The sequence below is a fragment of the Streptomyces sp. NPDC085937 genome, from assembly GCF_044540535.1.
GTDB lineage: Bacteria > Actinomycetota > Actinomycetes > Streptomycetales > Streptomycetaceae > Streptomyces.
This window is the reverse complement of the sequence record NZ_JBITSH010000014.1, coordinates 15,781-38,215: the sequence shown is the minus strand read 5'-3', so window position 1 is coordinate 38,215 and position 22,435 is coordinate 15,781. Positions and strand designations below refer to the sequence as shown.

Here is a 22,435-nt window from a genome sequence, read left to right as displayed (position 1 = left end):
TGACGCGCGTAGACAGGGTGTGTCCCGCACCCGCCCACCCTCGTTCCGGTCCCCGGAGGGAATCCCGTTGCCGAGCAAGCCGACCGCGCGTCTCGCCGCGCTCACCGTCGCCGCCGTGTGTTCCGCGGCGTCCACCGTCGTCCTCACGACGCCCGCGCACGCCGAGTCCGTGCGCATCCACGACATCCAGGGCGACACCCGCGTGTCGCCGTACGCCGGCAAGCAGGTCACGGACGTGACCGGAATCGTCACCGGCATCCGTACCTACGGTTCGTCCCGCGGCTTCTGGATGCAGGACCCCACCCCGGACGCCGACCCGGCCACCAGTGAGGGCGTGTTCGTCTTCACCAGCTCCACCCCGCAGGGCGTCGCGGTGGGCGACGAGGTCTCCGTCTCCGGCACGGTCACGGAGTTCGTGCCCGGCGGCGCGTCGTCCGGGAACCAGTCGGTGACCGAGCTCACCAGGCCCACCGTCACGGTCGTCTCCCGGGGCAACCCGGTACCGGCCCCGGCGACCCTCGACGCGCGCTCCGTCCCGGCCGCGTACGCGCCGCAGGGCGACCCGGCGGCCGGCGGCTCGGTCAACGCGCTGCGCCTGCGTCCGTCCACGTACGCCCTCGACCTGTACGAGTCCCTGGAGGGCATGAACGTCCGGGTGGCCGACGCCCGCGTGGTGGGCGCCACCGACCCGTACACCGAGCTGTGGGTCACCGTGAAGCCCAAGGAGAACCGCAACCGGCGCGGGGGCACGGTCTACGGCTCGTACGACGCCCAGAACACCGGCCGGCTGCAGATCCAGTCCCTGGGCAGCGCGTCCGCCTTCCCCGACGCGAACGTCGGCGACGTCCTCGCCGGCGCCACCACCGGCCCGCTGGACTACAACCAGTACGGCGGCTACACCCTGGTGGCGAGCGAGCTCGGCGCCCTGGAGTCCGGCGGCACCCAGCGTGAGACGACCCGCGCCCAGCACCGCTCCGAACTCGCGATAGCCACCTACAACGTCGAGAACCTCGACCCGTCCGACGACACGTTCGCCGCGCACGCCGACGCGATCGTGCGCCATCTCTCCGCGCCCGACATCGTGTCGCTGGAGGAGATCCAGGACAACAACGGCGCCACGGACGACGGCACGGTCGCCGCCGACGAGACGCTGGCGAAGCTGATCGACGCCATCGAGGCGGCCGGCGGCCCGCGGTACGACTGGCGCGCCGTCGACCCGGCCGACAAGGAGGACGGCGGCGAGCCGGGCGGCAACATCCGCCAGGCGTTCCTGTTCAACCCGGCCCGGGTCTCCTTCACCGACCGGCCCGGCGGCGACGCCACCACGCCGACCGATGTCGTCAAGGTTCGCGGCAAGGCCGCCCTGACCCTCTCCCCCGGCCGCGTCGCCCCGGGATCCGCGGCCTTCGAGGACAGCCGCAAGCCGCTGGCCGGCGAGTTCGTCTTCCGTGGCCGTACGGTCGTCGTCATCGCCAACCACTTCTCGTCCAAGGGCGGCGACCAGGGTCTGACCTCGCAGTACCAGCCGCCGGTGCGCAGCTCGGAGACCCAGCGTCACCTGCAGGCGAAGGAGGTCCACGACTTCGCGGCGAAGATCCTCAAGGTCCAGAAGAACGCGGCGGTCGTGGCGCTCGGCGACATCAACGACTTCGAGTTCTCCCGCACCACCCGCATCATGGAAGGTGGCGGCGTCCTCTGGTCGGCGATCAAGTCGCTGCCCGCGTCGGAGCGTTACTCCTATGTGTACCAGGGCAACAGCCAGGCGCTGGACCAGATCCTGATCAGCCCGTCCATCCGCCGCACGTGCTCCTTCGACTACGACAGCGTGCACGTCAACGCGGAGTTCCACGACCAGATCAGCGACCACGACCCGCAGGTCCTGCGTTTCAAGCCGTGACGCGGGGCGCTCGGCGCCGGTGACGTCGGGCGCTCGGCGCCGTGGCGTAAGGCGCTCGGCGCCGTGACAGCGGACGGCGGGGGCACGGAGCGGTTCACCGCTTCCGTGCCCCCGCCGTCACTCGCACCCGGACGGACCGGTCAGTGGTGACGGCGCTGCACCATCACCGCACCCACGGCGAGCATCACCAGCGCGCCCGCGGCGGCCATCAGCTGCGTGCGGTGCTGCTTGCCGACCTCACCCGCGTGGGCGGCGCTGCTGCGCACCTGCACGGTCATCGCGCCGGCCCGGTCCCGCAGTTCGTCGGCGCGTGCCCGCGCCCGTGCCTTGACATCCATCTTCCCGGCCAGCTCCTCGACGGTGTCGCCGAGTTCGTGCCGGGTCCGTTCGATCTCGCGGCGCAGCTCGTCCGGGCCCTTGGCCCCCTGCGCCGCCTCGCTCGCGGCGTCCACGTGGGCTCCCGACGAGGACGTCGTGCCCCTCACGTCGTGCGTCATCGGTGCGCCCTTCCCTTGATCTCATCCACGTCGGCCTTCACGCTGCCGAGCGTCCGCTCCGGCTTGGGAGGCGTGGCACGGCGCAGCTGCCCGCGCCCGGCCAGCGCCAGCACGCCGGCGATCACGAACAGCACCCCGGTGATGATCAGCGCCGCCGCCCAGAGCGGCAGCACCAGGTCCAGCGCGGCGATTCCCGTGGCGGCCAGCGCGAGCAGTCCCGCGTAACCGAACGCCCCCGCCGCTCCCAGCATCCCGCCGCCGACGCCGGCCCGGCGCCCCTTCTCCGCCAGTTCCTCCTTGGCGAGCGCCACTTCCTGCCGTGCGAGTCGCGAGATCTGTTCGGTGGCCTGCCCGACGAGCTCGCCGACGCTGTGCTCGTCACGGACGGGCCGCTGTTGGATGGTTCCGGCCACGGTGCGCCTCCTCTCGGTGGGGCCACCCGAGTACCCCCGCCCGCATCCGGCTATCCCTCAAGCAATACTTAACCGTACCCGTCAGGACTTGTAAGTAGACCTTCACCGTCGGGCGGCCGACACTACTCCCATGAGCTCTCTCGGCCGCGCCCTGTGCGCGATGATCACCCCGTTCACCCCCGCCGGCGCGCTCGACCTGGACGGTGCCCAGCGCCTCGCCGGCCACCTGGTCACGCAGGGCTGCGACGGCCTGGTGCTGTCCGGCACCACGGGCGAGTCGCCCACCACGACGGACGCGGAGAAGCGGTCCCTGGTCGCGGCCGTACGGGAGGCCGTCGGCGACCGCGCGACACTGATCGCCGGCGTCGGCACACCCGACACCGCCCACACCCTCACGTTGGCCCGCGAGGCGGAGCGGGCGGGCGCCGACGCCCTGCTGCTGGCCGCCCCGTACTACAGCCGGCCCCCGCAGGACGCGATCGAGGCGTACTTCCGCGCGGTCGCGGACGCGTCGGGCCTCCCTGTGATGCTGTACGACATCCCGGCCCGCACCGGGGTCCGCGTCGAGCCGGACACCCTGCTGCGGCTGGCCGAACACCCACGCGTCGTGGCGGTGAAGGACTGCGCCAACGACTTCCTGGCGGCACAGAAGGTGATCTCCCGCACCGGCCTCGCGTACTACGCGGGCTGCGACGAACACAACCTGGCGCTGTACGCGGTGGGGGGCGCCGGCTGCGTCAGCACGGTGGCCAACGTGGCCCCGGCCGGGATCCGCTCCGTCCTGGACGCCTTCGACCAGGGCGACACGGCGCGGGCCACCCGCCTCCAGCACCGGCTGACCCCGCTCATCGAGGCGATGACGGCGAGCGGCCTCCCCGGCACGGTGACGGCGAAGGCCCTGCTGCCGGCCCTGGACCTCCCCGCAGGCCCGGTCCGCCCCCCTCTGCTCCCGGCCGACCCCCCGACGACCGCCGCCCTCGTCGAGACGCACGCCCGGGCGACGGCCCCCTAGGGTCTTTCGTTGGAACGAGGCCGGGCTCGCGGGCGGCCCTAGCCCCGCCCGTCCCCATCCCGGGGGACCGCGGAGTTCTCGACCCCGTGCGCGACGCCCGCCAGCGTCCCGCACAGCATCAGCACCGCGGCCACCCCCATCACTCCGACCGCGCACCGCAGTACGCCCCGGACCCACTTGTCGGTCATGACCCGTCCCGTTCTCCCCGCACCTCAGCCGCCAGGCGTCTGATCGGACACTGTGTCCACCCGTTCATCCGCCAAAACGACTCCGAGGTCACGGGGGAGTAACCCGTACGGGACCCGCATGTGATCATCACATCCGGCCCCCGCGGCTACGACAGGGCGACCGCTCTCCACTTAGCCGCGCCTGAGACCGGACGTTCGGGCAGCCCGTCAGCCGGTCAGGCGCGCTCGGGCCAGACCGGGCCCTGGTCGGTCCAGACGACACCCTTGTTGCGGCACAGGCAGAAGGGGTGGCCGATCGGGTCGGTGTAGATGCGCCAGCCGTAGCCCTCGGGGCCGATGAAGTCGCGCCGCAGCGTCGCGCCGAGGCCGAGGACGCGGCGCTGCTCGGCCTCGATGTCGTCCACCTCGAAATCGAGGTGGAACTGCTTGGGGTGCTCGTTGTCGGGCCACTGCGGAGCGCGGTAGTCGTCCACCCGGATGAAGGCCAGCTCGATCTCGGAGAACTGGATGCCGGCCCACTCCTCGGTACTGCCCTTCCTGACCGGACGGCCCGTCACGTCGGCGTAGAAGGCCGCCAGCTTCATGGTGTCCGGGCAGTCGATGATGAAGTCGGTGAGTCGCAGCATCCCGCGATGGTGTCACAGGCTCTCCCCCCTGGTCACGGGAGCCGCGGCGCGCGGCCGGCTGAGCCCCACGAACCGACGGCGGCCCGGCACAGGGCCGGACCGCCGAAGAGCTGACGCAACCGCGACTCGCGGCGTTTGGGCGTCAGTTGTGGCTGTGCAAGACGTCGTTCAGGCCGCCCCACACCGCGTTGTTCGGGCGGGCCTCCACCGTGCCGGTGACCGAGTTGCGGCGGAAGAGGATGTTGGACGCGCCGGACAGCTCGCGGGCCTTGACGACCTGACCGTCGGGCATGGTGACCCGGGTGCCGGCGGTGACGTAGAGGCCGGCCTCGACCACGCACTCGTCGCCGAGGGCGATACCCACGCCCGCCTCGGCGCCGATCAGGCACCGCTCGCCGACGGAGATGCGGACGTTGCCGCCGCCGGACAGGGTGCCCATGGTGGACGCGCCGCCGCCGATGTCCGAGCCGTCACCGATGACGACACCGGCGGAGATGCGGCCCTCGACCATCGACGTGCCGAGCGTGCCGGCGTTGAAGTTGACGAAGCCCTCGTGCATCACGGTGGTGCCCTCGGCGAGGTGCGCGCCGAGGCGGACGCGGTCGGCGTCGGCGATGCGCACGCCCTTGGGGGCCACGTAGTCCGTCATGCGCGGGAACTTGTCGACGGACGTCACCTGCAGGTGCAGGCCCTCCGCACGGGCGTTGAGCCGTACCTTCTCCAGCTCGTCCACGGCGACCGGGCCGAGGGAGGTCCAGGCGACGTTGGCCAGGTGGGCGAAGATGCCGTCCAGGTTCTGGCCGTGCGGCTGCACCAGGCGGTGGGAGAGCAGGTGCAGGCGCAGGTAGACGTCGTGCGCGTCGACCGGCTTGGCGTCCAGCGAGGAGATGACCGTGCGGACCGCGACGACCTCGACACCGCGGCGTCGGTCCGGGCCCACGGCGGCGGTGGCCCCGCCGCCCAGCAGTTCGGCGGCCTGCTCGGCGGAGAGGCGCTCGGTGCCGGACGGACCCGGCTCGGCGGCGAGCTCGGGGGCGGGGAACCAGGTGTCGAGGACGGTGCCGTCGGCGGCGACGGTGGCGAGGCCGGCGGCCACTGCGCCGGTGGTGCTCTGAGCAGTCGTGTCGGTCATGAGGGCAACCTAACCGGCCGGTGGCCACGGACGCGAACCGGTCCCTCCGGCATCTCAGGTGCCGGTCCCGGGACCGTGTCCGGCCCCACCGCAGCAGCCCGGGACTGGCACACCGCGGGCGCGCGCCTGATCCCCGGCCGTGCCCGCACCCGCACCGCGTTTGACCCACCGCAGCAGCCGCCCCGGCGCCCCGCGGGCGTGTGTCCCGTCGCGGGCTGAAGCCGGTCCCGGGACCGCCTTCAGCCCGGCGGCAGCAGCCGTCCCAGCACCTCCCGCGCGTACGCCTCGTCGTAGGGCGTGCCGGTCAGCAGGGCCTGGAGGCAGATGCCGTCCATCAGCGCCACCAGGGCCCGCGCCGTGACCGGGTCCGTGCGGCGGGACAGCAGCGCGGCGACGTCCTCGCACCACTCGGCGGCGACCGGACGCAGGGCCGGGCGCCGCAGCGCGGCCAGGTACAGCTCGTACTCCAGCTCCACGCCCGTCCGCTCGCCGCCCAGCCACTCCCCCATCAGCCCGGCCAGCTCGGCCGCCAGGTCGGTGCGCGGGTCCTCCAGGCCGCCCCGTGAGGCGATCACCTTGGCGAAGCCCTCGTTGGCCTGGCGCAGGGCGGCGACCATCAGCTCGTCGAGGGTCCTGAAGTGGTACGTGGTGGAGCCGAGCGGCACGTCGGCCTCCCGCGCGACCGTGCGGTGGGTGAGGCCCGCGATGCCCCCGCGGCCCACCACCCGGATCGCCGCGTCGATGATCCGCTGCCGCCGTTCGGGGTCGTGCCTGCGCCCCGCCATCAGTGCGCACCTCCCAGGTTCAGCACCACGACCCCGATGATGATCAGCGCGATCCCGGCGGCCTTGGCGGCGGTCATCCCCTCGCCCAGGAACACCATCCCGATCGTGGCGATCGCGGCGGTGCCCACGCCCGCCCAGATGGCGTAGGCGGTGCCGACGGCCACCGTGCGCAGGGTCTGCGCGAGGAGGGCGAAGGAGACGACGTAGCCGAGCACGGTCAGCAGGGACGGCCAGAGCCTGCTGAAGCCGTCGCTGTACTTCATGGCGGTGGTGGCGCACACCTCGGCGGCGATGGCCCCGGCGAGCAGCAGGTATCCCATGTGTACGAGCGTACACAACGACGTCGCACTCCGGACATGCGAACACAAAAAGGCGACGCCCCCCGAAGGAGGCGTCGCCAGAGGTCCGTGCGGCGGGCGGGAGCAGGCTCAGACGTTGAAGCCCAGCGCCCGCAGCTGCTCACGGCCGTCGTCCGTGATCTTGTCCGGGCCCCACGGCGGCATCCAGACCCAGTTGATGCGCAGCTCGCTGACCAGGCCGTCCGTGGCGGACTTGGCCTGGTCCTCGATGACGTCGGTCAGCGGGCACGCCGCCGACGTCAGGGTCATGTCGACGGTCGCCACGTTGGAGTCGTCCACGTGGATGCCGTAGATCAGGCCCAGGTTGACGACGTCGATGCCCAGCTCGGGGTCGACGACGTCCATCAGGGCCTCGCGGAGCTCTTCCTCCGAGGCCGGCTTCATCTCCACGGTCTCGCTCATGCCGTTGTCCTTTCGGCGTCGGCGCCCAGCGCCTGGGCCGTCGCGTCCTTCCACGCCATCCAGCTGAGGAGGGCGCACTTGACCCGCGCGGGGTACTTGGAGACGCCGGCGAACGCCACCGCGTCCTCCAGCACCTCCTCCATCGCGTCGTCGGGCTCGATCTTCCCCTTGGACTGCATCAGCTCCAGGAAGGTGCCCTGGATCTTCTGCGCCTCGGCGAGGTCCTTGCCGACCAGCAGGTCGTTCAGCACGGACGCGGACGCCTGGCTGATGGAACAGCCCTGCCCCTCGTAGCTGACGTCGCTGATGGTCGTGCCGTCGTACTTCACGCGCAGGGTGATCTCGTCGCCGCACGTCGGGTTGACGTGGTGCACCTCGGCGTCGCCGTCCCGGAGACCACGCCCGTGCGGGTTCTTGTAGTGGTCCAGGATGACGTCCTGGTACATGGAGTCCAGCTTCACGCCTCAGCCCCTCATCCGAAGAAGTTCCGTACGTGCTCCAGACCGTCGACCAGTGCGTCGATGTCCGCCGGCGTGGAGTACAGATAGAACGACGCCCGCGTGGTCGCAGGAATTCCGTACCGCAGGCAGACGGGACGGGCGCAGTGGTGGCCGACCCGGACCGCGATGCCCTGCTCGTCGAGGACCTGGCCCACGTCGTGCGGGTGGATGTCCCCGAGGGTGAACGAGATCGCCGCGCCGCGGTCCTCGGCCGTGGAGGGGCCGATGATGCGCAGGTCCGGCACCTCGAGCAGCCGCTTCACGGCGTACTCGGTGATGGCGTGCTCGTGCGCGAGGATCTTGTCCATGCCGATGGCCGACAGGTAGTCGATCGCCGCGCCGAGACCGACCGCCTGGGCGATCGGCGGGGTGCCCGCCTCGAACTTGTGCGGGGCCGGGGCGTACGTCGACGAGCTCATCGACACGGTCTCGATCATCTCGCCGCCGCCGAGGAACGGAGGCAGGTCCTCCAGCAGTTCCTGGCGGCCCCACAGGACGCCGATGCCGGTCGGGCCGCACATCTTGTGGCCGGTGAAGGCCACGAAGTCGGCCTGGAGGGCCTGCACGTCCAGCGGCATGTGCGGGGCGGCCTGGGAGGCGTCGATGCACACGAGCGCGCCGACCTCCTGGGCGCGGCGCACTATCGCCTCGACCGGGTTGACCGTGCCGAGGATGTTGGACACCAGCACGAAGGAGACGATCTTCGTCTTCTCGGTGATGATCTCGTCGATGTTCGACAGGTCGAGCCGGCCGTCGTCGGTGAGGCCGAACCACTTCAGCTTCGCGCCCGTGCGCTGCGCGAGCAGCTGCCACGGCACGATGTTGGAGTGGTGCTCCATCTCCGTGATGACGATCTCGGTCTCGTGGTCCACCCGGTAGGGCTCGTCGGCCCAGCCGAGCATGTTGGCCACGAGGTTGAGCGACTCGGAGGCGTTCTTCGTGAAGATCACCTCGTCGCGCGAGGGCGCGTTGACGAACTCCGCGACCTTGTCGCGCGCACCCTCGTACAGCGCCGTGGCCTCCTCGGCGAGCACATGCACACCGCGGTGGACGTTGGCGTTGTAGCGCTCGTAGTACTCGCCGAGGGCGTCCAGCACCTGACGCGGCTTCTGGCTGGTCGCCGCGTTGTCCAGGTACACGAGCTTGCGCCCGTCGTGGACCTGACGGTCCAGGATGGGGAAGTCCTTGCGGATCGCCTCGGTGTCGAGGAGGCCCGGCAGCTGTGTCACTCGGATGCGCCACCCTTCGTGTATGCCTCGTAGCCCTCGGCCTCCAGCTTGTCGGCGAGCTCGGGGCCGCCGGACTCGGCGATCCGTCCGGCCGCGAAGACGTGGACGTGGTCGGGCTTGATGTAGCGCAGGATGCGCGTGTAGTGCGTGATCAGCAGGGTGCCGACCTGGCCGGACTCGCGGACGCGGTTGACGCCCTCGGAGACGACGCGCAGGGCGTCGACGTCGAGGCCGGAGTCGGTCTCGTCGAGGATGGCGACCTTCGGCTTGAGCAGCTCGAGCTGAAGGATCTCGTGGCGCTTCTTCTCACCGCCGGAGAAGCCCTCGTTCACGTTCCGCTCGGCGAAGGCGGGGTCCATGTTGAGGCGCTCCATGGCCTCCCGGACCTCCTTCACCCAGGTGCGCAGCTTCGGGGCCTCGCCGCGGATGGCGGTGGCGGAGGTGCGCAGGAAGTTGGAGACGGAGACGCCGGGGACCTCGACCGGGTACTGCATGGCGAGGAACAGGCCGGCGCGGGCGCGCTCGTCGACGGACATCTCCAGGACGTCCTCGCCGTCGAGGGTGACGGTGCCGCCGGTGATCGTGTACTTGGGGTGACCCGCGAGGGAGTAGGCGAGGGTCGACTTGCCCGAGCCGTTGGGGCCCATGATGGCGTGCGTCTCGCCCTGCTTCACGGTCAGGTCGACGCCCTTGAGGATCTCCTTCGTGGCGTTGTCGGCCTCGACGGTGACGTGCAGGTCTCGGATTTCAAGCGTTGCCATGGGTGCCTCAGGACTCCTGGGTGACGGAGACGAGCACGTCGTCCCCTTCGATCTTTACGGGGTAAACGGGGACGGGGCGCGTCGCCGGGAGGGCGTCGGGCTTTCCGGAACGGAGGTCGAAGCGCGAGCCGTGCAGCCAGCACTCGATGTGGCAGTCGTCGACTTCGCCCTCCGAGAGGGAGACGTTCGCGTGCGAGCAGATGTCGTTGATCGCGAACACCTCGCCCTCGGTGCGCACGACGGAGACCGGCGTGCCGTCGAGTTCCACCCGCTTGGGGGTGTCCTCCTCCAGCTCGCCCAGTCCACAGACGCGTACGAAGGTCATGCGACCGCGGCCTCCAGCTCCTCCTCGATCTTGGCGATCAGGCGCTCCTCGATGTCGGGGACGCCGATCTGCTGGACGAGCTCGGCGAAGAAGCCCCGGACCACCAGGCGGCGGGCGTCCTTCTCGGGGATGCCGCGGGCCATCAGGTAGAAGAGCTGCTCGTCGTCGAAGCGGCCGGTCGCGGAGGCGTGGCCGGCGCCGACGATCTCACCGGTCTCGATCTCCAGGTTCGGCACCGAGTCGACCCGCGCGCCGTCGGTGAGGACGAGGTTGCGGTTCATCTCGTAGGTGTCGGTGCCCTCGGCCTTGGCCTCGATGAGCACGTCGCCGATCCACACGGCGTGCGCCTGCTCGCCCTGGAGCGCGCCCTTGTAGACGACGTTGGACTTGCAGTGCGGGACGTTGTGGTCGACCAGGAGGCGGTGCTCCTGGTGCTGGCCGGCGTCGGTGAAGTACAGGCCGAACAGCTCGGCCTCGCCGCCGGGGGCCGCGTAGGTGACGCGCGGGTGGAGGCGGACGACGTCGCCGCCGAAGGTGACGACGACCGACTTGAAGGAGGCGTCGCGGCCGACGAGCGCGTTGTGCTGGGCGACGTGCACGGCCTTGTCGTCCCAGTCCTGGACCGACACCACGGTGAGCTTGGCGCCGTCACCGAGGACGTACTCGACGTTGGCGGCGAGCACCGCGTCGCCGGTGTGGTCGATGACCACGAGTGCCTCGGCGAAGGCGCCGAGCTCGATCACCTGGTGGCCGAAGGCGGTGCCGCCGTCGCCGTGCACCGCGATGCGGATCGGCTCGGTGAGGACGGTCTCCTTGGGCACGGTCACGACCGAGGCCTGGGTGAAGACCGAGTACGCCTGGGCGGCGACGCGGTCCGCAGGGGCGCCGGTGCGGCCGAGCCGGGCGTCGTCGCGGCCGACGGTCTCGACGGTGACGCCCTCGGGCGCCTCGACGGCGACCTTGACGCCCTCGTCGGTGGCGGTGGCGGTGCCGTCGTGCAGGCCGCGCAGCCGCTCCAGCGGGGTGAAGCGCCACTCCTCCTCGCGGCCGTGGGGGACGGGGAAGTCCGCCACGTCGAAGGACGGGGGCGCGCTCATGCGCGTGGCGACGGTCGACTCGGCGGCGACCGCGATCGAACCGGCGGTGGTGGAGCCCACCGGGATGTTCTGAGCCTCAGCCATGGCTGTCGTAGTGCTCGCTTTCCTTACGTAAGGGGCTTGACGGAACGGCGGGGCGGCCGGTTGGCCGCCCCTGGCCGGTGTCAGCCGACCGCGCCTTCCATCTGGAGCTCGATCAGCCGGTTGAGCTCGAGCGCGTACTCCATCGGCAGTTCCTTGGCGATCGGCTCGACGAAGCCGCGCACGATCATCGCCATCGCCTCGAACTCGCTCAGACCGCGGCTCATCAGGTAGAAGAGCTGGTCCTCGGAGACCTTGGAGACGGTCGCCTCGTGGCCCATGGACACGTCGTCCTCGCGGACGTCCACGTAGGGGTAGGTGTCCGAGCGGGAGATGGTGTCCACGAGCAGCGCGTCGCACAGCACGTTCGACTTGGCGCCGGGGGCGCCCTCGCCGATCTCGATCAGGCCGCGGTAGGAGGTACGGCCGCCACCGCGCGCCACCGACTTGGAGACGATGTTGGACGAGGTGTTCGGGGCCATGTGGACCATCTTGGCGCCGGCGTCCTGGTGCTGGCCCTCGCCCGCGAAGGCGATGGACAGGGTCTCGCCCTTGGCGTGCTCGCCCATCAGGTAGACGGCCGGGTACTTCATGGTGACCTTGGAGCCGATGTTGCCGTCGACCCACTCCATGGTCGCGCCCTCGTAGGCCACGGCACGCTTGGTGACCAGGTTGTAGACGTTGTTCGACCAGTTCTGGATGGTCGTGTAACGGCAGCGGGCGTTCTTCTTGACGATGATCTCGACGACCGCGGAGTGCAGCGAGTCCGACTTGTAGATCGGCGCGGTGCAGCCCTCGACGTAGTGCACGTAGGCACCCTCGTCGACGATGATCAGGGTCCGCTCGAACTGGCCCATGTTCTCGGTGTTGATCCGGAAGTAGGCCTGGAGCGGGATCTCCACGTGCACGCCCGGCGGGACGTAGATGAAGGAGCCGCCGGACCACACCGCGGAGTTCAGCGACGCGAACTTGTTGTCGCCGACCGGGATGACCGTGCCGAAGTACTCCTTGAAGAGCTCCGGGTGCTCCTTCAGGGCGGTGTCGGTGTCGAGGAAGATGACGCCCTGCTCCTCCAGGTCCTCGCGGATCTGGTGGTAGACGACCTCCGACTCGTACTGGGCGGCGACACCGGCGACGAGGCGGTTCTTCTCGGCCTCGGGGATGCCCAGCTTGTCGTAGGTGTTCTTGATGTCCTCGGGGAGGTCCTCCCAGGACTCCGCCTGCTTCTCCGTGGAGCGCACGAAGTACTTGATGTTGTCGAAGTCGATGCCGGAGAGGTCGGAGCCCCAGTTCGGCATGGGCTTCTTCTCGAACAGGCGCAGGCCCTTGAGACGGAGCTTGGTCATCCACTCCGGCTCGTCCTTCTTCCCGGAGATGTCCCGGACGACTTCCTCGTTCAGGCCGCGTCGCGCCGACGCACCGGCCTCGTCACGGTCGGCCCAGCCGTATTCGTAGTTGCCCAGACCCTCCAGCTCGGGGTGGGCAGTCTCCGTGGGGAGAGTCATGCGGGGTTCCTCCCGGACGTGCTTGCAGATGCGTTGTGGGAAATCTTGGGGATGAACGTCGTGCAGACGCCGTCGCCGTGCGCGATCGTCGCCAGCCGCTGTACGTGCGTACCGAGAAGCTCGGCGAAAAATTCCGTCTCGGCCTCGCAGAGCTGTGGGAACTGTTCGGCCACGTGGGCGACCGGGCAGTGGTGCTGGCAGAGCTGCTCGCCGACCGGTGCGCTGCGCGCGGTGGCAGCGTACCCGTCCGCGCTGAGCGCCCTGGCCAGCGCCTCCGTCCGCTTCTCGGGCGGCACATCCTCGACCGCCTTGCGGTAGGCGCCGGCCTGACCGGCGATGCGGGCGCGGGCGAACGCGGCGATGGCCTCGCTGCCGCCCTCCCGCTCCGCGATCCAGCGCAGCGCGTCCACCGCCAGCTTGTCGTAGGACTGGTCGAAGGCATCCCGGCCGCAGTCGGTCAGGGCGAACGCCTTGGCCGGGCGTCCGCGCGAGCGGGTGCCGTAGACGCGGCGGTCACGGGCCTCCACCACGTTGTCCGCGGTCAGGGCGTCCAGATGCCGGCGTACGGCCGCCTGGGTGAGCTTCAGCCGCTCGGCCAGTTCGGCGACGGTCGACGGGCCGTGGTCCAGGATGGAGCGGGCGACGCGGTTGCGGGTGGACCGCTCACCGGTTGCCAGATCCTCGTGGGACGCCTCGCCAACGTTTTTCACAACGCCATTGTTGCGTAATTCATCGGAGCCGGGCAAGCCGCGTCCTGACCGCCCCCCGTGCGCTGCATCACTTAGGTGAACCTAATCCGACCTGCGCAAACGATCTTTGATCGATCAAACCGGGGACGCTCCCGGGGACCCTGCCGATGCCCCTCGCACCCCCTCCGACCGGCCCGGTTGTCCGTCGCGGACCACACGGCGGGAGTCCACGCAAGGGCGCCTTTCCCGTCCGGGCGACTTCCCGCACCCGCCGGTCGGGGCCCTCCGGCATCTCCCTAGACTCGTGACCCATGCGAAGTGAGCCCGTGGTCCAGGTGCAGGCCCTGGTGAAGCGGTACGGCACGAAGACCGCGGTGGACGGCCTCGACCTGGTGGCCCGGCCGGGCGTGACCGCCGTGCTCGGCCCCAACGGCGCCGGCAAGACGACCACGGTCGAGACCTGCGAGGGGTACCGGAGGCCGGACTCCGGCACGGTGCGCGTCCTGGGCCTCGACCCGGTCCGCCAGGCGGCGGCGCTGCGTCCCCGCATCGGCGTGATGCTCCAGTCCGGCGGCGTGTACGCGGGGGCCCGGGCGGAGGAGATGCTGCGGCACGTGGCCAAGCTGCACGCCCGTCCGCTGGACGTGGACGCGCTGATCGAGCGGCTGGGCCTCGGTTCCTGCGGCCGGACCACGTACCGGCGGCTGTCCGGCGGGCAGCAGCAGCGGCTCGCGCTGGCGATGGCCGTGGTGGGCCGCCCGGAGCTGGTGTTCCTGGACGAGCCGACCGCCGGCCTCGACCCGCAGGCCCGCCACGCCACCTGGGACCTGGTCCGCGACCTGCGCACCGACGGGGTCTCCGTCGTCCTGACCACGCACTACATGGACGAGGCCGAGCAGCTCGCCGACGACGTGGCGATCATCGACGCCGGCCGGGTCGTCGCCCAGGGCTCCCCCGAGGAGCTGTGCCGGGGCGGCGCCGAGAACACCCTGCGCTTCTCCGGGCGGCCCGGGCTGGACGTGGCGTCCCTGCTGAAGGCACTGCCGTCCGACGCCTCGGCCGCCGAGGTGACCCCGGGCTCCTACCGGGTCACCGGCAAGGTCGACCCGCAGCTGCTCGCCACGGTGACGTCCTGGTGCGCGCAGCACGGCGTGCTGCCGGACCGGATCTCGGTGGAGCGCCACACCCTCGAAGACGTCTTTCTCGAGCTGACCGGCAAGGAGCTGCGTTCGTGACGGCCACCGGGACCTACTCACCGCAGCCGGGCGCGGCGCCGCTGGCCCGCATGATCGCCGCCCAGGCGGTGCTCGAGACGAAGATGCTGCTGCGCAACGGCGAGCAGCTGCTGCTCACCGTGATCATCCCCACCCTGCTGCTGGTGCTGTTCAGCACCGTGGACGTGGTGGACACCGGTGACGGCGCGGCGGTCGACTTCCTCGCGCCCGGCATCCTGGCGCTCGCCGTGATGTCGACCGCGTTCACCGGGCAGGCCATCGCCACCGGCTTCGAGCGCCGCTACGGCGTGCTGAAGCGGCTCGCGGCGTCGCCGCTGCCGCGCTGGGGTCTGATGACCGCCAAGACGCTGTCGGTGCTGGTCACCGAGGTGCTCCAGGTGGTCCTGGTGACGGTGATCGCGCTGTTGCTCGGCTGGGACCCGCGGGGCGGCGCCCTCGCGGTGGTCGCGCTGCTGGTCCTCGGCACGGCGGCCTTCTCCGGACTCGGGCTGCTGATGGCGGGCACACTCAAGGCGGAGGCGACGCTCGCCGCCGCCAACCTGGTCTTCCTCCTGCTGCTCGTCGGCGGCGGGGTGGTCGTGCCGCTGGACAGGTTCCCCGACGCGGCGCAGGACGTGCTCGGCCTGCTGCCCATCGCCGCGCTGTCGGAGGGCCTGCGGGACGTGCTCCAGCACGGCGCCGGCATGCCCTGGGCCGACCTGGGCGTCCTCACCGCGTGGGCGGTCGCGGGGCTCGCGGCGGCCGGCGCGTTCTTCCGCTGGGAGTAGGCGAGGGATGCCCGGAACCGACCCTCGTGAAAGCGTGCACAAGCGGCGGCCTACGATGGGACGCGTGCCAAACGTGACCCGCGCCGACGCCCAGGCGGCCCTGCGCAACCCGCTCGCCTTCATCGCCGCCCGCTGGACCCCGGATCCCCGGACCGTCCGCCGCGCGGCCCTCACCGCGCTCGTCATGTCGGTGGTCATCGTGGTCACCGGCGGCGCGGTGCGGCTGACCGGCTCCGGACTGGGCTGCCCGACCTGGCCCAAGTGCACCGACGACTCGCTCACCACGACCAGCGAGATGGGCCTGCACGGCGTCATCGAGTTCGGCAACCGCCTGCTGACCTACGTGCTCTGCGCCGCCGTCGGCTGGGCGATCATCGCCGCGCGCTCGCAGAAGCCGTACCGGCGCGGCCTCACCCTGCTGGGCTGGACGCAGTTCTGGATCGTGATGGGCAACGCGATCCTCGGCGGCATCGTGGTGCTGGTCGGCCTGAACCCGTACACGGTCGCGGCGCACTTCCTGCTATCCTCGGCGCTGATCGCGGTCGCCACGGTGATGTGGCAGCGCACCCGCGAGGGCGACGCCGAGCCCCGCCCGCTGGTCGGCAAGGCCGTGCGGCAGCTGGTGTGGATCCTGGTGGCCGCGTCCGCGCTGCTGATCGCGGCCGGCACGGTGGTCACCGGCGCGGGCCCGCACGCGGGTGACTCCAGCGAGGTCCCGCGGATGCCCCTGGACTGGGAGACGGTCACCAAGCTGCACGCCGTGCTGGCGTGGATCGTGGTGACGCTGACGTTCGCCCTGTGGTTCGTGCTCAAGGCGGTGGACGCCCCCAGGGGCCCGCTGGCCCGCACCCGCGAGCTGTTCCTCGTCCTGCTCGCGCAGGGCCTCATCGGCTACGTGCAGTACTTCACGGACCTGCCCGAGGTCCTGGTGGGCCTGCACATGTTCGGCTCCTGCGTGATGTGGATCTGGGTGCTGCGCGTCCTGCTGTCGCTGCGCGAGCGCCCGGAGGAGGCGGCGGCCCCCGTGGCCACGCCCGTGCCGGCTCAGGAACCGGCCACCAGCCCGTCGATCGCCGGCCCCAGGTAGCCCCGGACCAGTTCGGCGCGCCGCAGGATCCACTTCCCGTCGGTGGCCACCGTCCCGCCGTAGCGGCGCGCCCGGATGTCCGCGACGACCTCCTCGGGCGCGCCCAGCGCCGGCAGCACCTCGAGTGCTTCCCGCTTGGAGATCAGGCGTCCCTCCCGGACGGTGACGGTGACCCGCGCGAAGGTCACCATGCCCAGGTCGACCCAGATGTCCCGGGTCCACAGGTCGGCCCGGTCCACGTGCGGACGCCAGTAGTCACGCTGGTCGCGCAGCACGTACGCGGCGAGTTCGCCGTCCGTCACCGGAGGCAGTACGTGCGCGGGCGGTGACCCGCGCAGCACCCGGCCGAAGGTGTGCAGCTCCGTCCGGGTGACGGGGGTGACGGTGCGCCGGAACAGCCGTTCGTGCGCCCAGGTGAGGTGGCGCCGCTCCGCGCCCTCCGCGGTGCCGGGGGTCAGATACGTGCAGTGGAGCCCGGCCGCGAGCGGTTCGGCGCGCAGCCGGGCATGCAGGACGGCGAGCCGCCACACCGTGCGCGGGCCGATCGGCGCGGGCAGGACCGCGATCAGGTCGAGGTCGCTGCGGCCCTCCACGTAGTCGCCCCCGGCCAGTGAGCCGTGCGCCCACACGGCGACCGGGGACAGGGGCGCGAGCCCGGTGAGGAAGCGGTCGAGCAGGGCGTCGGTCTGCTGCATCCGCCCAGTCTCCACCCCGGTACTCCCCCGGCGGGCGTCTTCCGGCCGGTCCGCCGTACACCACCGCCCCCGTCAGTCGGTCAGCCGGTCAGTCAGTCACTCCAGCCCGTACACCCGGCACGCGTTGCCCGAGGCGATCATCGCGGCGACGCGCCGGGCGTCGTCCAGGGACCAGGCGCCCTCGGCCACCCAGGTGCCGAGGACCCGCCCGAGGGCCTCACGGAACAGGTGGGCGCCGACCACGTGCAGCTCGGGCAGGCCGCGGGCGCCGCTGGAGAAGAGGATCTTGCCGAAGGGGGCGAGCTCCAGCACCTCCGCGAGGACGGTCGCGGCGCGGGCGCCGGTGCGCACCAGGGCGGCGCCGCAGTCGGCGTAGACGTGCGGGAAGACCCCGGCGAGGTGGGCGGCGTGCCGGTGGTACGGGTAGCCGTGCAGCAGCACGAGGTCGGTGCCGAGCCCCGCGGTGGCCCGCACGAAGTCGGTCAGCAGCACCGGGTCGGTGCGGTCGACGCGCGCGCCCGGGGCGCCGAGTCCGGCATGCAGCTGGAGGGGCAGACCGGAGGCCACCGCGATCCACAGCAGATGGCGCAGCAGCACCGGGTCGCTCAGCCGGCCCCCGGCGCCGCGCGCGGCCAGCCAGCGTCCGGCGGCCCCGCGCACCTCCCCCGCGTCCGGCGGTTCGGGGGCGAGCGCCAGCCCGTGGCGCAGCCCGGCGACGGAGGTGAAGGCGACCGCGTGCGCGGCGGCGGCGTGGACGGACTCGGCGAGGTTGGCCAGGAAGGACTCGACGGTGCCGGAGGTGTCGGCGACCTGTTCGGCGAGCTGCTCCAGGCGGACGATCTCGTGCGCCTCGGCCTCCCCGGCCCGGCCCAGCTCGGCGGGGTCGGTGAGGTCGCCGGGCAGGCCGGTGTCGACGAGGTAGGCGGTGATGCCGCTGCCCCGCAGCAGCCGGCGGCCCGCCTCGACGCTGCCCAGCTCCCGGCGCCGGGCGAGGTAGCGGGAGGGCGGGCAGTGCGGCTCCAGGCCCAGCAGCGGCGGGCACCAGCGGCGCACGGCGAACCCGGTCTGCGTGTCGAAGAGGGTGGTGCCGGGCGCGGGCGGTCCCTCGGTGCGGGCCAGCTGGGCCTCGAACGTGCCGAGGCCCAGCTCCGTGCGCAGTACGCCGTGGCAGTACTGGTCCACGAGGGACGGCGGGTCGATCATCTCCGGGCTCTCCCCGTGTGGACGCTGTCGCTGCCTACACGTCCTAACGGGTGAACCGGTGAAGAGGTGTTGCCCTGGGGGCCCTCAGTCGTTGGAGGGGCCGCCGACCTGGATGCCCGCCATGCGGCTCCACTCGTACGGGCCGGTCTTCACCTTGGCGGCGAACTCGCCGTCGAACTCCTCGTGCACGGTGATGCCGGCCTTCTCGACGGCCTGCCGCGCGATCTCCATGGAGGGGGCGAAGACGTCACCCCAGGCGCCGTCCTCGCCGACGAGGACGATCCGGGCGCCGCGCTGTCCGAGGTACTCCACGTGTCCCTCGACGCCGCCGTGCTCCTTGGCGAAGCCGCCGATCCGCTTGGCGAGCCGGGCCGCCTTCTGCCCGTCCTTCGGGTCCACCTGCTGCGTGTCTGCCATGACCAGGATGCTACCGACGGGTAGATCGAACGGCGACGGGCGGGGTCCGTGGCCTTGGCCACGTGCCCCGCCCGTCGGCGTGCAGCAGGTGTCTCAGCGCAGGAAGGGGTCCACCGCGATGGCGACGAAGAGCAGCGACACATAGGTGATGGACCAGTGGAACAGCCGCATCTCCTTGAGCTTGGCGCCCGTCACCTCGGCCTTGGCGCGGTGCAGCAGGGCGTGCGCCTCCCACAGCCACCAGCCGCCGGCCGCCAGGGCGACCGCGGTGTAGAACCAGCCGGTGTAGCCCATCGGGGTGAGCAGCAGCGACACGCCGACCATCACCCAGCTGTAGAGGACGATCTGCCGGGCGACCGTCTTGTTCCCGGCGACGACCGGCAGCATCGGCACGCCCACGCGCGCGTAGTCCTCCTTCACCTTCATGGACAGCGGCCAGTAGTGCGGCGGCGTCCAGAAGAAGATGACGAGGAAGAGGACGACCGGGGCCCAGGACATCGAGTTGGTGACCGCGGACCAGCCGATCAGCACCGGCATGCAGCCGGCGATGCCGCCCCACACGATGTTCTGCGACGTGCGCCGCTTGAGGATCATCGTGTAGACGACCACGTAGAAGAGGAGCGCGCCGAGGGAGAGCCAGGCGGACAGCCAGTTGACGGTGAGGCCGAACATCAGCGTCGAGGCGACCGCCAGGGTGATGCCGAAGACCAGCGCCTCACGGGGGCTGACCAGGCCGGTCACCAGCGGCCGCTGCGAGGTGCGGTCCATCAGCGCGTCGATGTCGCGGTCGATGTACATGTTGAGCGCGTTGGCGCCGCCCGCCGACAGGTAGCCGCCGACGCAGGTCAGCAGCACGAGCGTCAGGTCGGGCACGCCCTGCTGCGCCAGGAACATCACCGGGACGGTGGTGATGAGCAGCAGTTCGATGATCCGCGGCTTGGTGAGAGCCACGAAAGCCATCACACGGGCCCCGAACGGCCGATGCGCAGGGCTCTGATTCGTCCCCAGGACCCCCGCCGGGCGGGATTCAACGGCCGTCACGCACACCCCTACAGAGACATCCCAGCGAGCCTCCCCATGTGAAGTGGCGGTAAAGGCTCGCGCGTACCACGCCACTCTAGACGTTGCCCAGACCCGGGCATTCGCGGGGGTCCGGTCGTGTTGGCGAATGCCCTCCGAGGTACCTCCCGAGGTGCTCTCCGAGGTGCGTTCCCCAGCTCGATTGAGCACGCGGATGAGCGGCTCCGTATTCATCTGCCGAATACGGAAACTTCCCAGTCAGGAGGCGGATCCCGGGGAGTGCCCGCACTCTGGAACGACCCGGAAAAAGGCACGTCCTACGGGGGTAGGCTCGACCTCGTCGGTGGGTACTCACCGGCATCCGACATGTGGAGAGGAGCCCTGACCCAGGGTGAGCACAAAGCCGACCACCACAGACCTCGAGTGGACCGAGCTGGACCAGCGGGCCGTCGACACCGCCCGCGTCCTGGCCGCCGATGCCGTACAGAAGGTCGGCAACGGCCATCCGGGCACGGCGATGAGCCTGGCACCAGCGGCGTACACCCTCTTCCAGAAGGTGATGCGGCACGACCCGGCGGACGCCGACTGGGTCGGCCGCGACCGCTTCGTGCTGTCCGCGGGCCACTCGTCCCTGACCCTCTACACCCAGCTGTACCTGGCCGGCTTCGGCCTGGAGCTGGACGACCTGAAGTCCTTCCGCACCTGGGGCTCCAAGACCCCGGGCCACCCGGAGTACGGCCACACCACGGGCGTGGAGACCACGACCGGTCCGCTCGGCCAGGGTGTCGCCAACGCGGTGGGCATGGCGATGGCCGCCCGCTACGAGCGGGGTCTGTTCGACCCGGAGGCGCCCGCGGGCGAGTCCCCCTTCGACCACTTCGTCTACTGCATCGCCGGCGACGGCTGCCTCCAGGAGGGCATCTCCGCGGAGGCGTCCTCGCTGGCCGGCCACCAGAAGCTGGGCAACCTGGTCCTGCTGTGGGACGACAACCACATCTCGATCGAGGGCGACACCGAGACGGCCGTCTCGGAGGACACGGTCAAGCGGTACGAGGCCTACGGCTGGCACGTGCAGCGTGTGGCGCCGAAGCCGGACGGCGACCTGGACCCGAACGCGATCTACGACGCGATCCAGGAGGCCAGGAAGGTCACCGACCGCCCGTCCTTCATCGCGATGCGCTCGATCATCGCCTGGCCCGCCCCGAACGCGCAGAACACCGAGGCCGCGCACGGCTCGGCGCTCGGCGACGACGAGGTGGCGGCCACCAAGAGGGTCCTCGGCTTCGACCCGGAGAAGTCCTTCGAGGTCTCCGACGAGGTCATCGGGCACACCCGCAAGGCGCTGGAGCGCGGCCAGGCCGCCCGCTCGGTGTGGGAGAAGTCCTTCCAGCAGTGGCGGGACAACAACCCCGAGCGTGCCGCCGAGTACGACCGCATCGCCGCCGGTGAGCTCCCCAAGGGCTGGCAGGACGCGCTGCCGGTGTTCGAGCCGGGCAAGGCTGTCGCCACCCGCGCCGCCTCCGGCAAGGTGCTGCAGGCGCTCGGCGCGGTGATCCCGGAGCTGTGGGGCGGCTCGGCCGACCTCGCCGGCTCCAACAACACCACGATCGACAAGACGTCGTCGTTCCTCCCGGCGGACAACCCGCTGCCGGAGGCCGACCCGTACGGCCGCACGATCCACTTCGGCATCCGCGAGCACGCCATGGCCGCGGAGATGAACGGCATCGCGCTGCACGGCAACACCCGCATCTACGCCGGCACCTTCCTGGTGTTCTCGGACTACATGCGCAACGCGGTGCGGCTGTCCGCGCTGATGCACCTGCCGGTGACGTACGTGTGGACGCACGACTCCATCGGTCTCGGCGAGGACGGCCCGACCCACCAGCCGGTCGAGCACCTGGCCGCGCTGCGCGCCATCCCCGGCCTGAACGTGGTCCGCCCGGCCGACGCGAACGAGACCGCGATCGCCTGGCGCGAGATCCTCAGGCGCTGGACGAAGGAGTTCGGCAAGGGCGCCCCGCACGGTCTGGCGCTGACCCGCCAGGGCGTGCCGACGTACGAGCCCGACGAGGACGCGGCCCGTGGCGGTTACGTGCTGTTCGAGGCCGAGGGCGGCGAGCCCGAGGTCGTCCTGATCGCCACCGGTTCCGAGGTGCACGTCGCGGTCGAGGCGCGGGAGCGGCTGCAGGCCGACGGCGTACCGACGCGCGTGGTGTCCATGCCGTCCGTGGAGTGGTTCGAGGAGCAGGACCAGGGGTACCGGGACAGCGTCCTGCCGCCGTCCGTGAAGGCGCGCGTGGCCGTCGAGGCGGGGATCGGCCTCACCTGGCACAGGTTCGTGGGCGACGCCGGCCGCATCGTCTCGCTGGAGCACTTCGGTGCCTCCGCCGACGGCAAGGTGCTGTTCCAGGAGTACGGCTTCACCGCCGAGAACGTGGCCGCCGTCGCGCGGGAATCGATCGCCGCCGCCCGGCGCTGACGCTCATATACGACACGTAGGAGATGGAATTTCC

General features: G+C 71.2%; 25 protein-coding genes. 6 read left to right on the top strand and 19 right to left on the bottom strand.

Annotated elements, in window-relative coordinates; translation table 11 throughout:
* Positions 1-67: 67 nt before the first annotated feature.
* On the top strand, positions 68-1,897 hold the full coding sequence (locus ACIF8S_RS26130; RefSeq protein ID WP_400002178.1) for an endonuclease/exonuclease/phosphatase family protein: 1,830 nt from the start codon (positions 68-70) through the stop codon (positions 1,895-1,897).
* A gap of 140 nt (positions 1,898-2,037) precedes the next feature.
* Here the strand turns inward: ACIF8S_RS26130 and ACIF8S_RS26125 are convergent, their stop codons facing one another.
* Positions 2,038-2,394, bottom strand: coding sequence for a DUF3618 domain-containing protein (locus ACIF8S_RS26125; RefSeq protein WP_400002176.1), 357 nt, complete (start codon positions 2,392-2,394; stop codon positions 2,038-2,040).
* Positions 2,391-2,807 (bottom strand): phage holin family protein, encoded by a 417-nt coding sequence (locus tag ACIF8S_RS26120; RefSeq protein WP_400002174.1) that lies wholly within the window; start codon positions 2,805-2,807, stop codon positions 2,391-2,393. Before ACIF8S_RS26120 ends, ACIF8S_RS26125 begins: the two co-directional genes overlap by 4 nt.
* Positions 2,808-2,937: 130 nt before the next feature.
* Between ACIF8S_RS26120 and dapA the strand changes: the two genes are divergently transcribed.
* On the top strand, positions 2,938-3,819 hold the full coding sequence (gene dapA / locus ACIF8S_RS26115) for a 4-hydroxy-tetrahydrodipicolinate synthase (RefSeq protein ID WP_400002172.1): 882 nt from the start codon (positions 2,938-2,940) through the stop codon (positions 3,817-3,819).
* Between the two features lie 38 nt (positions 3,820-3,857).
* Here dapA and ACIF8S_RS26110 read toward each other — a convergent pair whose 3' ends face one another.
* The 13 genes from ACIF8S_RS26110 to ACIF8S_RS26050 form a co-directional block, all read right to left on the bottom strand.
* Positions 3,858-4,007, bottom strand: a complete 150-nt coding sequence (locus tag ACIF8S_RS26110) for a hypothetical protein (RefSeq protein WP_349791421.1) — start codon at positions 4,005-4,007, stop codon at positions 3,858-3,860.
* 215 nt (positions 4,008-4,222) lie between these two features.
* Positions 4,223-4,633 (bottom strand): VOC family protein, encoded by a 411-nt coding sequence (locus ACIF8S_RS26105; RefSeq protein ID WP_400002169.1) that lies wholly within the window; start codon positions 4,631-4,633, stop codon positions 4,223-4,225.
* 142 nt (positions 4,634-4,775) lie between these two features.
* Positions 4,776-5,765, bottom strand: coding sequence for a 2,3,4,5-tetrahydropyridine-2,6-dicarboxylate N-succinyltransferase (dapD, locus tag ACIF8S_RS26100; RefSeq protein ID WP_024887252.1), 990 nt, complete (start codon positions 5,763-5,765; stop codon positions 4,776-4,778).
* 239 nt (positions 5,766-6,004) lie between these two features.
* Positions 6,005-6,550, bottom strand: a complete 546-nt coding sequence (locus tag ACIF8S_RS26095; protein WP_400002167.1) for a TetR/AcrR family transcriptional regulator — start codon at positions 6,548-6,550, stop codon at positions 6,005-6,007.
* Positions 6,550-6,870 carry a multidrug efflux SMR transporter gene (locus ACIF8S_RS26090; RefSeq protein ID WP_349791410.1) on the bottom strand — a complete coding sequence of 107 codons (321 nt, stop codon included), beginning with the start codon at positions 6,868-6,870 and terminating at the stop codon, positions 6,550-6,552. The genes ACIF8S_RS26095 and ACIF8S_RS26090 overlap by 1 nt, the downstream gene beginning before the upstream one ends.
* A 108-nt stretch (positions 6,871-6,978) precedes the next feature.
* A complete protein-coding gene (locus ACIF8S_RS26085; protein ID WP_004989638.1) occupies positions 6,979-7,311 on the bottom strand; it encodes a metal-sulfur cluster assembly factor in 333 nt (110 codons plus the stop codon).
* On the bottom strand, positions 7,308-7,772 hold the full coding sequence (gene sufU / locus ACIF8S_RS26080) for a Fe-S cluster assembly sulfur transfer protein SufU (protein ID WP_093546387.1): 465 nt from the start codon (positions 7,770-7,772) through the stop codon (positions 7,308-7,310). The genes ACIF8S_RS26085 and sufU overlap by 4 nt, the downstream gene beginning before the upstream one ends.
* 11 nt (positions 7,773-7,783) lie before the next feature.
* A complete protein-coding gene (locus tag ACIF8S_RS26075; RefSeq protein WP_145825150.1) occupies positions 7,784-9,040 on the bottom strand; it encodes a cysteine desulfurase in 1,257 nt (418 codons plus the stop codon).
* Positions 9,037-9,801: a Fe-S cluster assembly ATPase SufC gene (gene sufC / locus ACIF8S_RS26070; RefSeq protein WP_349791408.1), complete on the bottom strand. Its 765-nt coding sequence runs from the start codon at positions 9,799-9,801 to the stop codon at positions 9,037-9,039. The genes ACIF8S_RS26075 and sufC overlap by 4 nt, the downstream gene beginning before the upstream one ends.
* A gap of 7 nt (positions 9,802-9,808) precedes the next feature.
* A complete protein-coding gene (locus tag ACIF8S_RS26065; protein WP_400002165.1) occupies positions 9,809-10,126 on the bottom strand; it encodes a non-heme iron oxygenase ferredoxin subunit in 318 nt (105 codons plus the stop codon).
* Positions 10,123-11,307, bottom strand: coding sequence for a Fe-S cluster assembly protein SufD (gene sufD, locus ACIF8S_RS26060; protein ID WP_400002163.1), 1,185 nt, complete (start codon positions 11,305-11,307; stop codon positions 10,123-10,125). Before sufD ends, ACIF8S_RS26065 begins: the two co-directional genes overlap by 4 nt.
* A gap of 80 nt (positions 11,308-11,387) precedes the next feature.
* Positions 11,388-12,809: a Fe-S cluster assembly protein SufB gene (gene sufB, locus ACIF8S_RS26055; RefSeq protein WP_024887261.1), complete on the bottom strand. Its 1,422-nt coding sequence runs from the start codon at positions 12,807-12,809 to the stop codon at positions 11,388-11,390.
* Complete coding sequence (locus ACIF8S_RS26050) at positions 12,806-13,519, bottom strand: helix-turn-helix transcriptional regulator (protein WP_400002161.1); 714 nt, start codon at positions 13,517-13,519, stop codon at positions 12,806-12,808. The genes sufB and ACIF8S_RS26050 overlap by 4 nt, the downstream gene beginning before the upstream one ends.
* Positions 13,520-13,809: 290 nt before the next feature.
* On the opposite strand from ACIF8S_RS26050, the gene ACIF8S_RS26045 reads away from it, so the two are divergent.
* The 3 genes from ACIF8S_RS26045 to ACIF8S_RS26035 are packed head-to-tail and all read left to right on the top strand — an operon-like array spanning position 13,810 to position 16,587.
* Positions 13,810-14,733 (top strand): ABC transporter ATP-binding protein, encoded by a 924-nt coding sequence (locus ACIF8S_RS26045; RefSeq protein WP_400002159.1) that lies wholly within the window; start codon positions 13,810-13,812, stop codon positions 14,731-14,733.
* Positions 14,730-15,500: an ABC transporter permease gene (locus tag ACIF8S_RS26040; protein WP_400002157.1), complete on the top strand. Its 771-nt coding sequence runs from the start codon at positions 14,730-14,732 to the stop codon at positions 15,498-15,500. The genes ACIF8S_RS26045 and ACIF8S_RS26040 overlap by 4 nt, the downstream gene beginning before the upstream one ends.
* Positions 15,501-15,555: 55 nt before the next feature.
* Positions 15,556-16,587: a heme A synthase gene (locus tag ACIF8S_RS26035; RefSeq protein ID WP_400002155.1), complete on the top strand. Its 1,032-nt coding sequence runs from the start codon at positions 15,556-15,558 to the stop codon at positions 16,585-16,587.
* On the opposite strand, the gene ACIF8S_RS26030 is transcribed toward ACIF8S_RS26035, so the two are convergent.
* The 4 genes from ACIF8S_RS26030 to ACIF8S_RS26015 all read right to left on the bottom strand — a co-directional run bounded on the left by ACIF8S_RS26030 (position 16,545) and on the right by ACIF8S_RS26015 (position 19,949).
* A complete protein-coding gene (locus ACIF8S_RS26030; protein WP_400002154.1) occupies positions 16,545-17,282 on the bottom strand; it encodes a nucleotidyltransferase in 738 nt (245 codons plus the stop codon). The genes ACIF8S_RS26035 and ACIF8S_RS26030 overlap by 43 nt on opposite strands.
* A 96-nt stretch (positions 17,283-17,378) precedes the next feature.
* The gene (locus ACIF8S_RS26025) at positions 17,379-18,485 is read right to left on the bottom strand and encodes an amidohydrolase family protein (RefSeq protein WP_400002152.1); all 1,107 of its coding nucleotides are present in this window, start codon (positions 18,483-18,485) and stop codon (positions 17,379-17,381) included.
* 84 nt (positions 18,486-18,569) lie between these two features.
* The gene (locus ACIF8S_RS26020; protein WP_349791391.1) at positions 18,570-18,902 is read right to left on the bottom strand and encodes a hypothetical protein; all 333 of its coding nucleotides are present in this window, start codon (positions 18,900-18,902) and stop codon (positions 18,570-18,572) included.
* A 93-nt stretch (positions 18,903-18,995) separates the two neighbouring features.
* Complete coding sequence (locus ACIF8S_RS26015) at positions 18,996-19,949, bottom strand: heme o synthase (RefSeq protein ID WP_400002150.1); 954 nt, start codon at positions 19,947-19,949, stop codon at positions 18,996-18,998.
* Positions 19,950-20,313: 364 nt separating this feature from the next.
* On the opposite strand from ACIF8S_RS26015, the gene tkt reads away from it, so the two are divergent.
* Positions 20,314-22,401, top strand: coding sequence for a transketolase (tkt, locus tag ACIF8S_RS26010; RefSeq protein WP_349791388.1), 2,088 nt, complete (start codon positions 20,314-20,316; stop codon positions 22,399-22,401).
* Positions 22,402-22,435: the final 34 nt, after the last annotated feature.

Bases quoted from the DNA above. Each gene is read 5' to 3' on its own strand.
- ACIF8S_RS26030 (WP_400002154.1), bottom strand. From the start codon at position 17,282: ATGCAGCAGACCGACGCCCTGCTCGACCGCTTCCTCACCGGGCTCGCG.
- sufB (WP_024887261.1), bottom strand. From the start codon at position 12,809: ATGACTCTCCCCACGGAGACTGCCCACCCCGAGCTGGAGGGTCTGGGC.
- sufC (WP_349791408.1), bottom strand. From the start codon at position 9,801: ATGGCAACGCTTGAAATCCGAGACCTGCACGTCACCGTCGAGGCCGAC.
- ACIF8S_RS26045 (WP_400002159.1), top strand. From the start codon at position 13,810: ATGCGAAGTGAGCCCGTGGTCCAGGTGCAGGCCCTGGTGAAGCGGTAC.
- dapD (WP_024887252.1), bottom strand. From the start codon at position 5,765: ATGACCGACACGACTGCTCAGAGCACCACCGGCGCAGTGGCCGCCGGC.
- sufD (WP_400002163.1), bottom strand. From the start codon at position 11,307: ATGGCTGAGGCTCAGAACATCCCGGTGGGCTCCACCACCGCCGGTTCG.
- ACIF8S_RS26090 (WP_349791410.1), bottom strand. From the start codon at position 6,870: ATGGGATACCTGCTGCTCGCCGGGGCCATCGCCGCCGAGGTGTGCGCC.
- ACIF8S_RS26110 (WP_349791421.1), bottom strand. From the start codon at position 4,007: ATGACCGACAAGTGGGTCCGGGGCGTACTGCGGTGCGCGGTCGGAGTG.
- ACIF8S_RS26025 (WP_400002152.1), bottom strand. From the start codon at position 18,485: ATGATCGACCCGCCGTCCCTCGTGGACCAGTACTGCCACGGCGTACTG.
- ACIF8S_RS26095 (WP_400002167.1), bottom strand. From the start codon at position 6,550: ATGGCGGGGCGCAGGCACGACCCCGAACGGCGGCAGCGGATCATCGAC.
- ACIF8S_RS26035 (WP_400002155.1), top strand. From the start codon at position 15,556: ATGGGACGCGTGCCAAACGTGACCCGCGCCGACGCCCAGGCGGCCCTG.
- ACIF8S_RS26125 (WP_400002176.1), bottom strand. From the start codon at position 2,394: ATGACGCACGACGTGAGGGGCACGACGTCCTCGTCGGGAGCCCACGTG.
- ACIF8S_RS26085 (WP_004989638.1), bottom strand. From the start codon at position 7,311: ATGAGCGAGACCGTGGAGATGAAGCCGGCCTCGGAGGAAGAGCTCCGC.
- ACIF8S_RS26020 (WP_349791391.1), bottom strand. From the start codon at position 18,902: ATGGCAGACACGCAGCAGGTGGACCCGAAGGACGGGCAGAAGGCGGCC.
- dapA (WP_400002172.1), top strand. From the start codon at position 2,938: ATGAGCTCTCTCGGCCGCGCCCTGTGCGCGATGATCACCCCGTTCACC.
- ACIF8S_RS26065 (WP_400002165.1), bottom strand. From the start codon at position 10,126: ATGACCTTCGTACGCGTCTGTGGACTGGGCGAGCTGGAGGAGGACACC.
- ACIF8S_RS26105 (WP_400002169.1), bottom strand. From the start codon at position 4,633: ATGCTGCGACTCACCGACTTCATCATCGACTGCCCGGACACCATGAAG.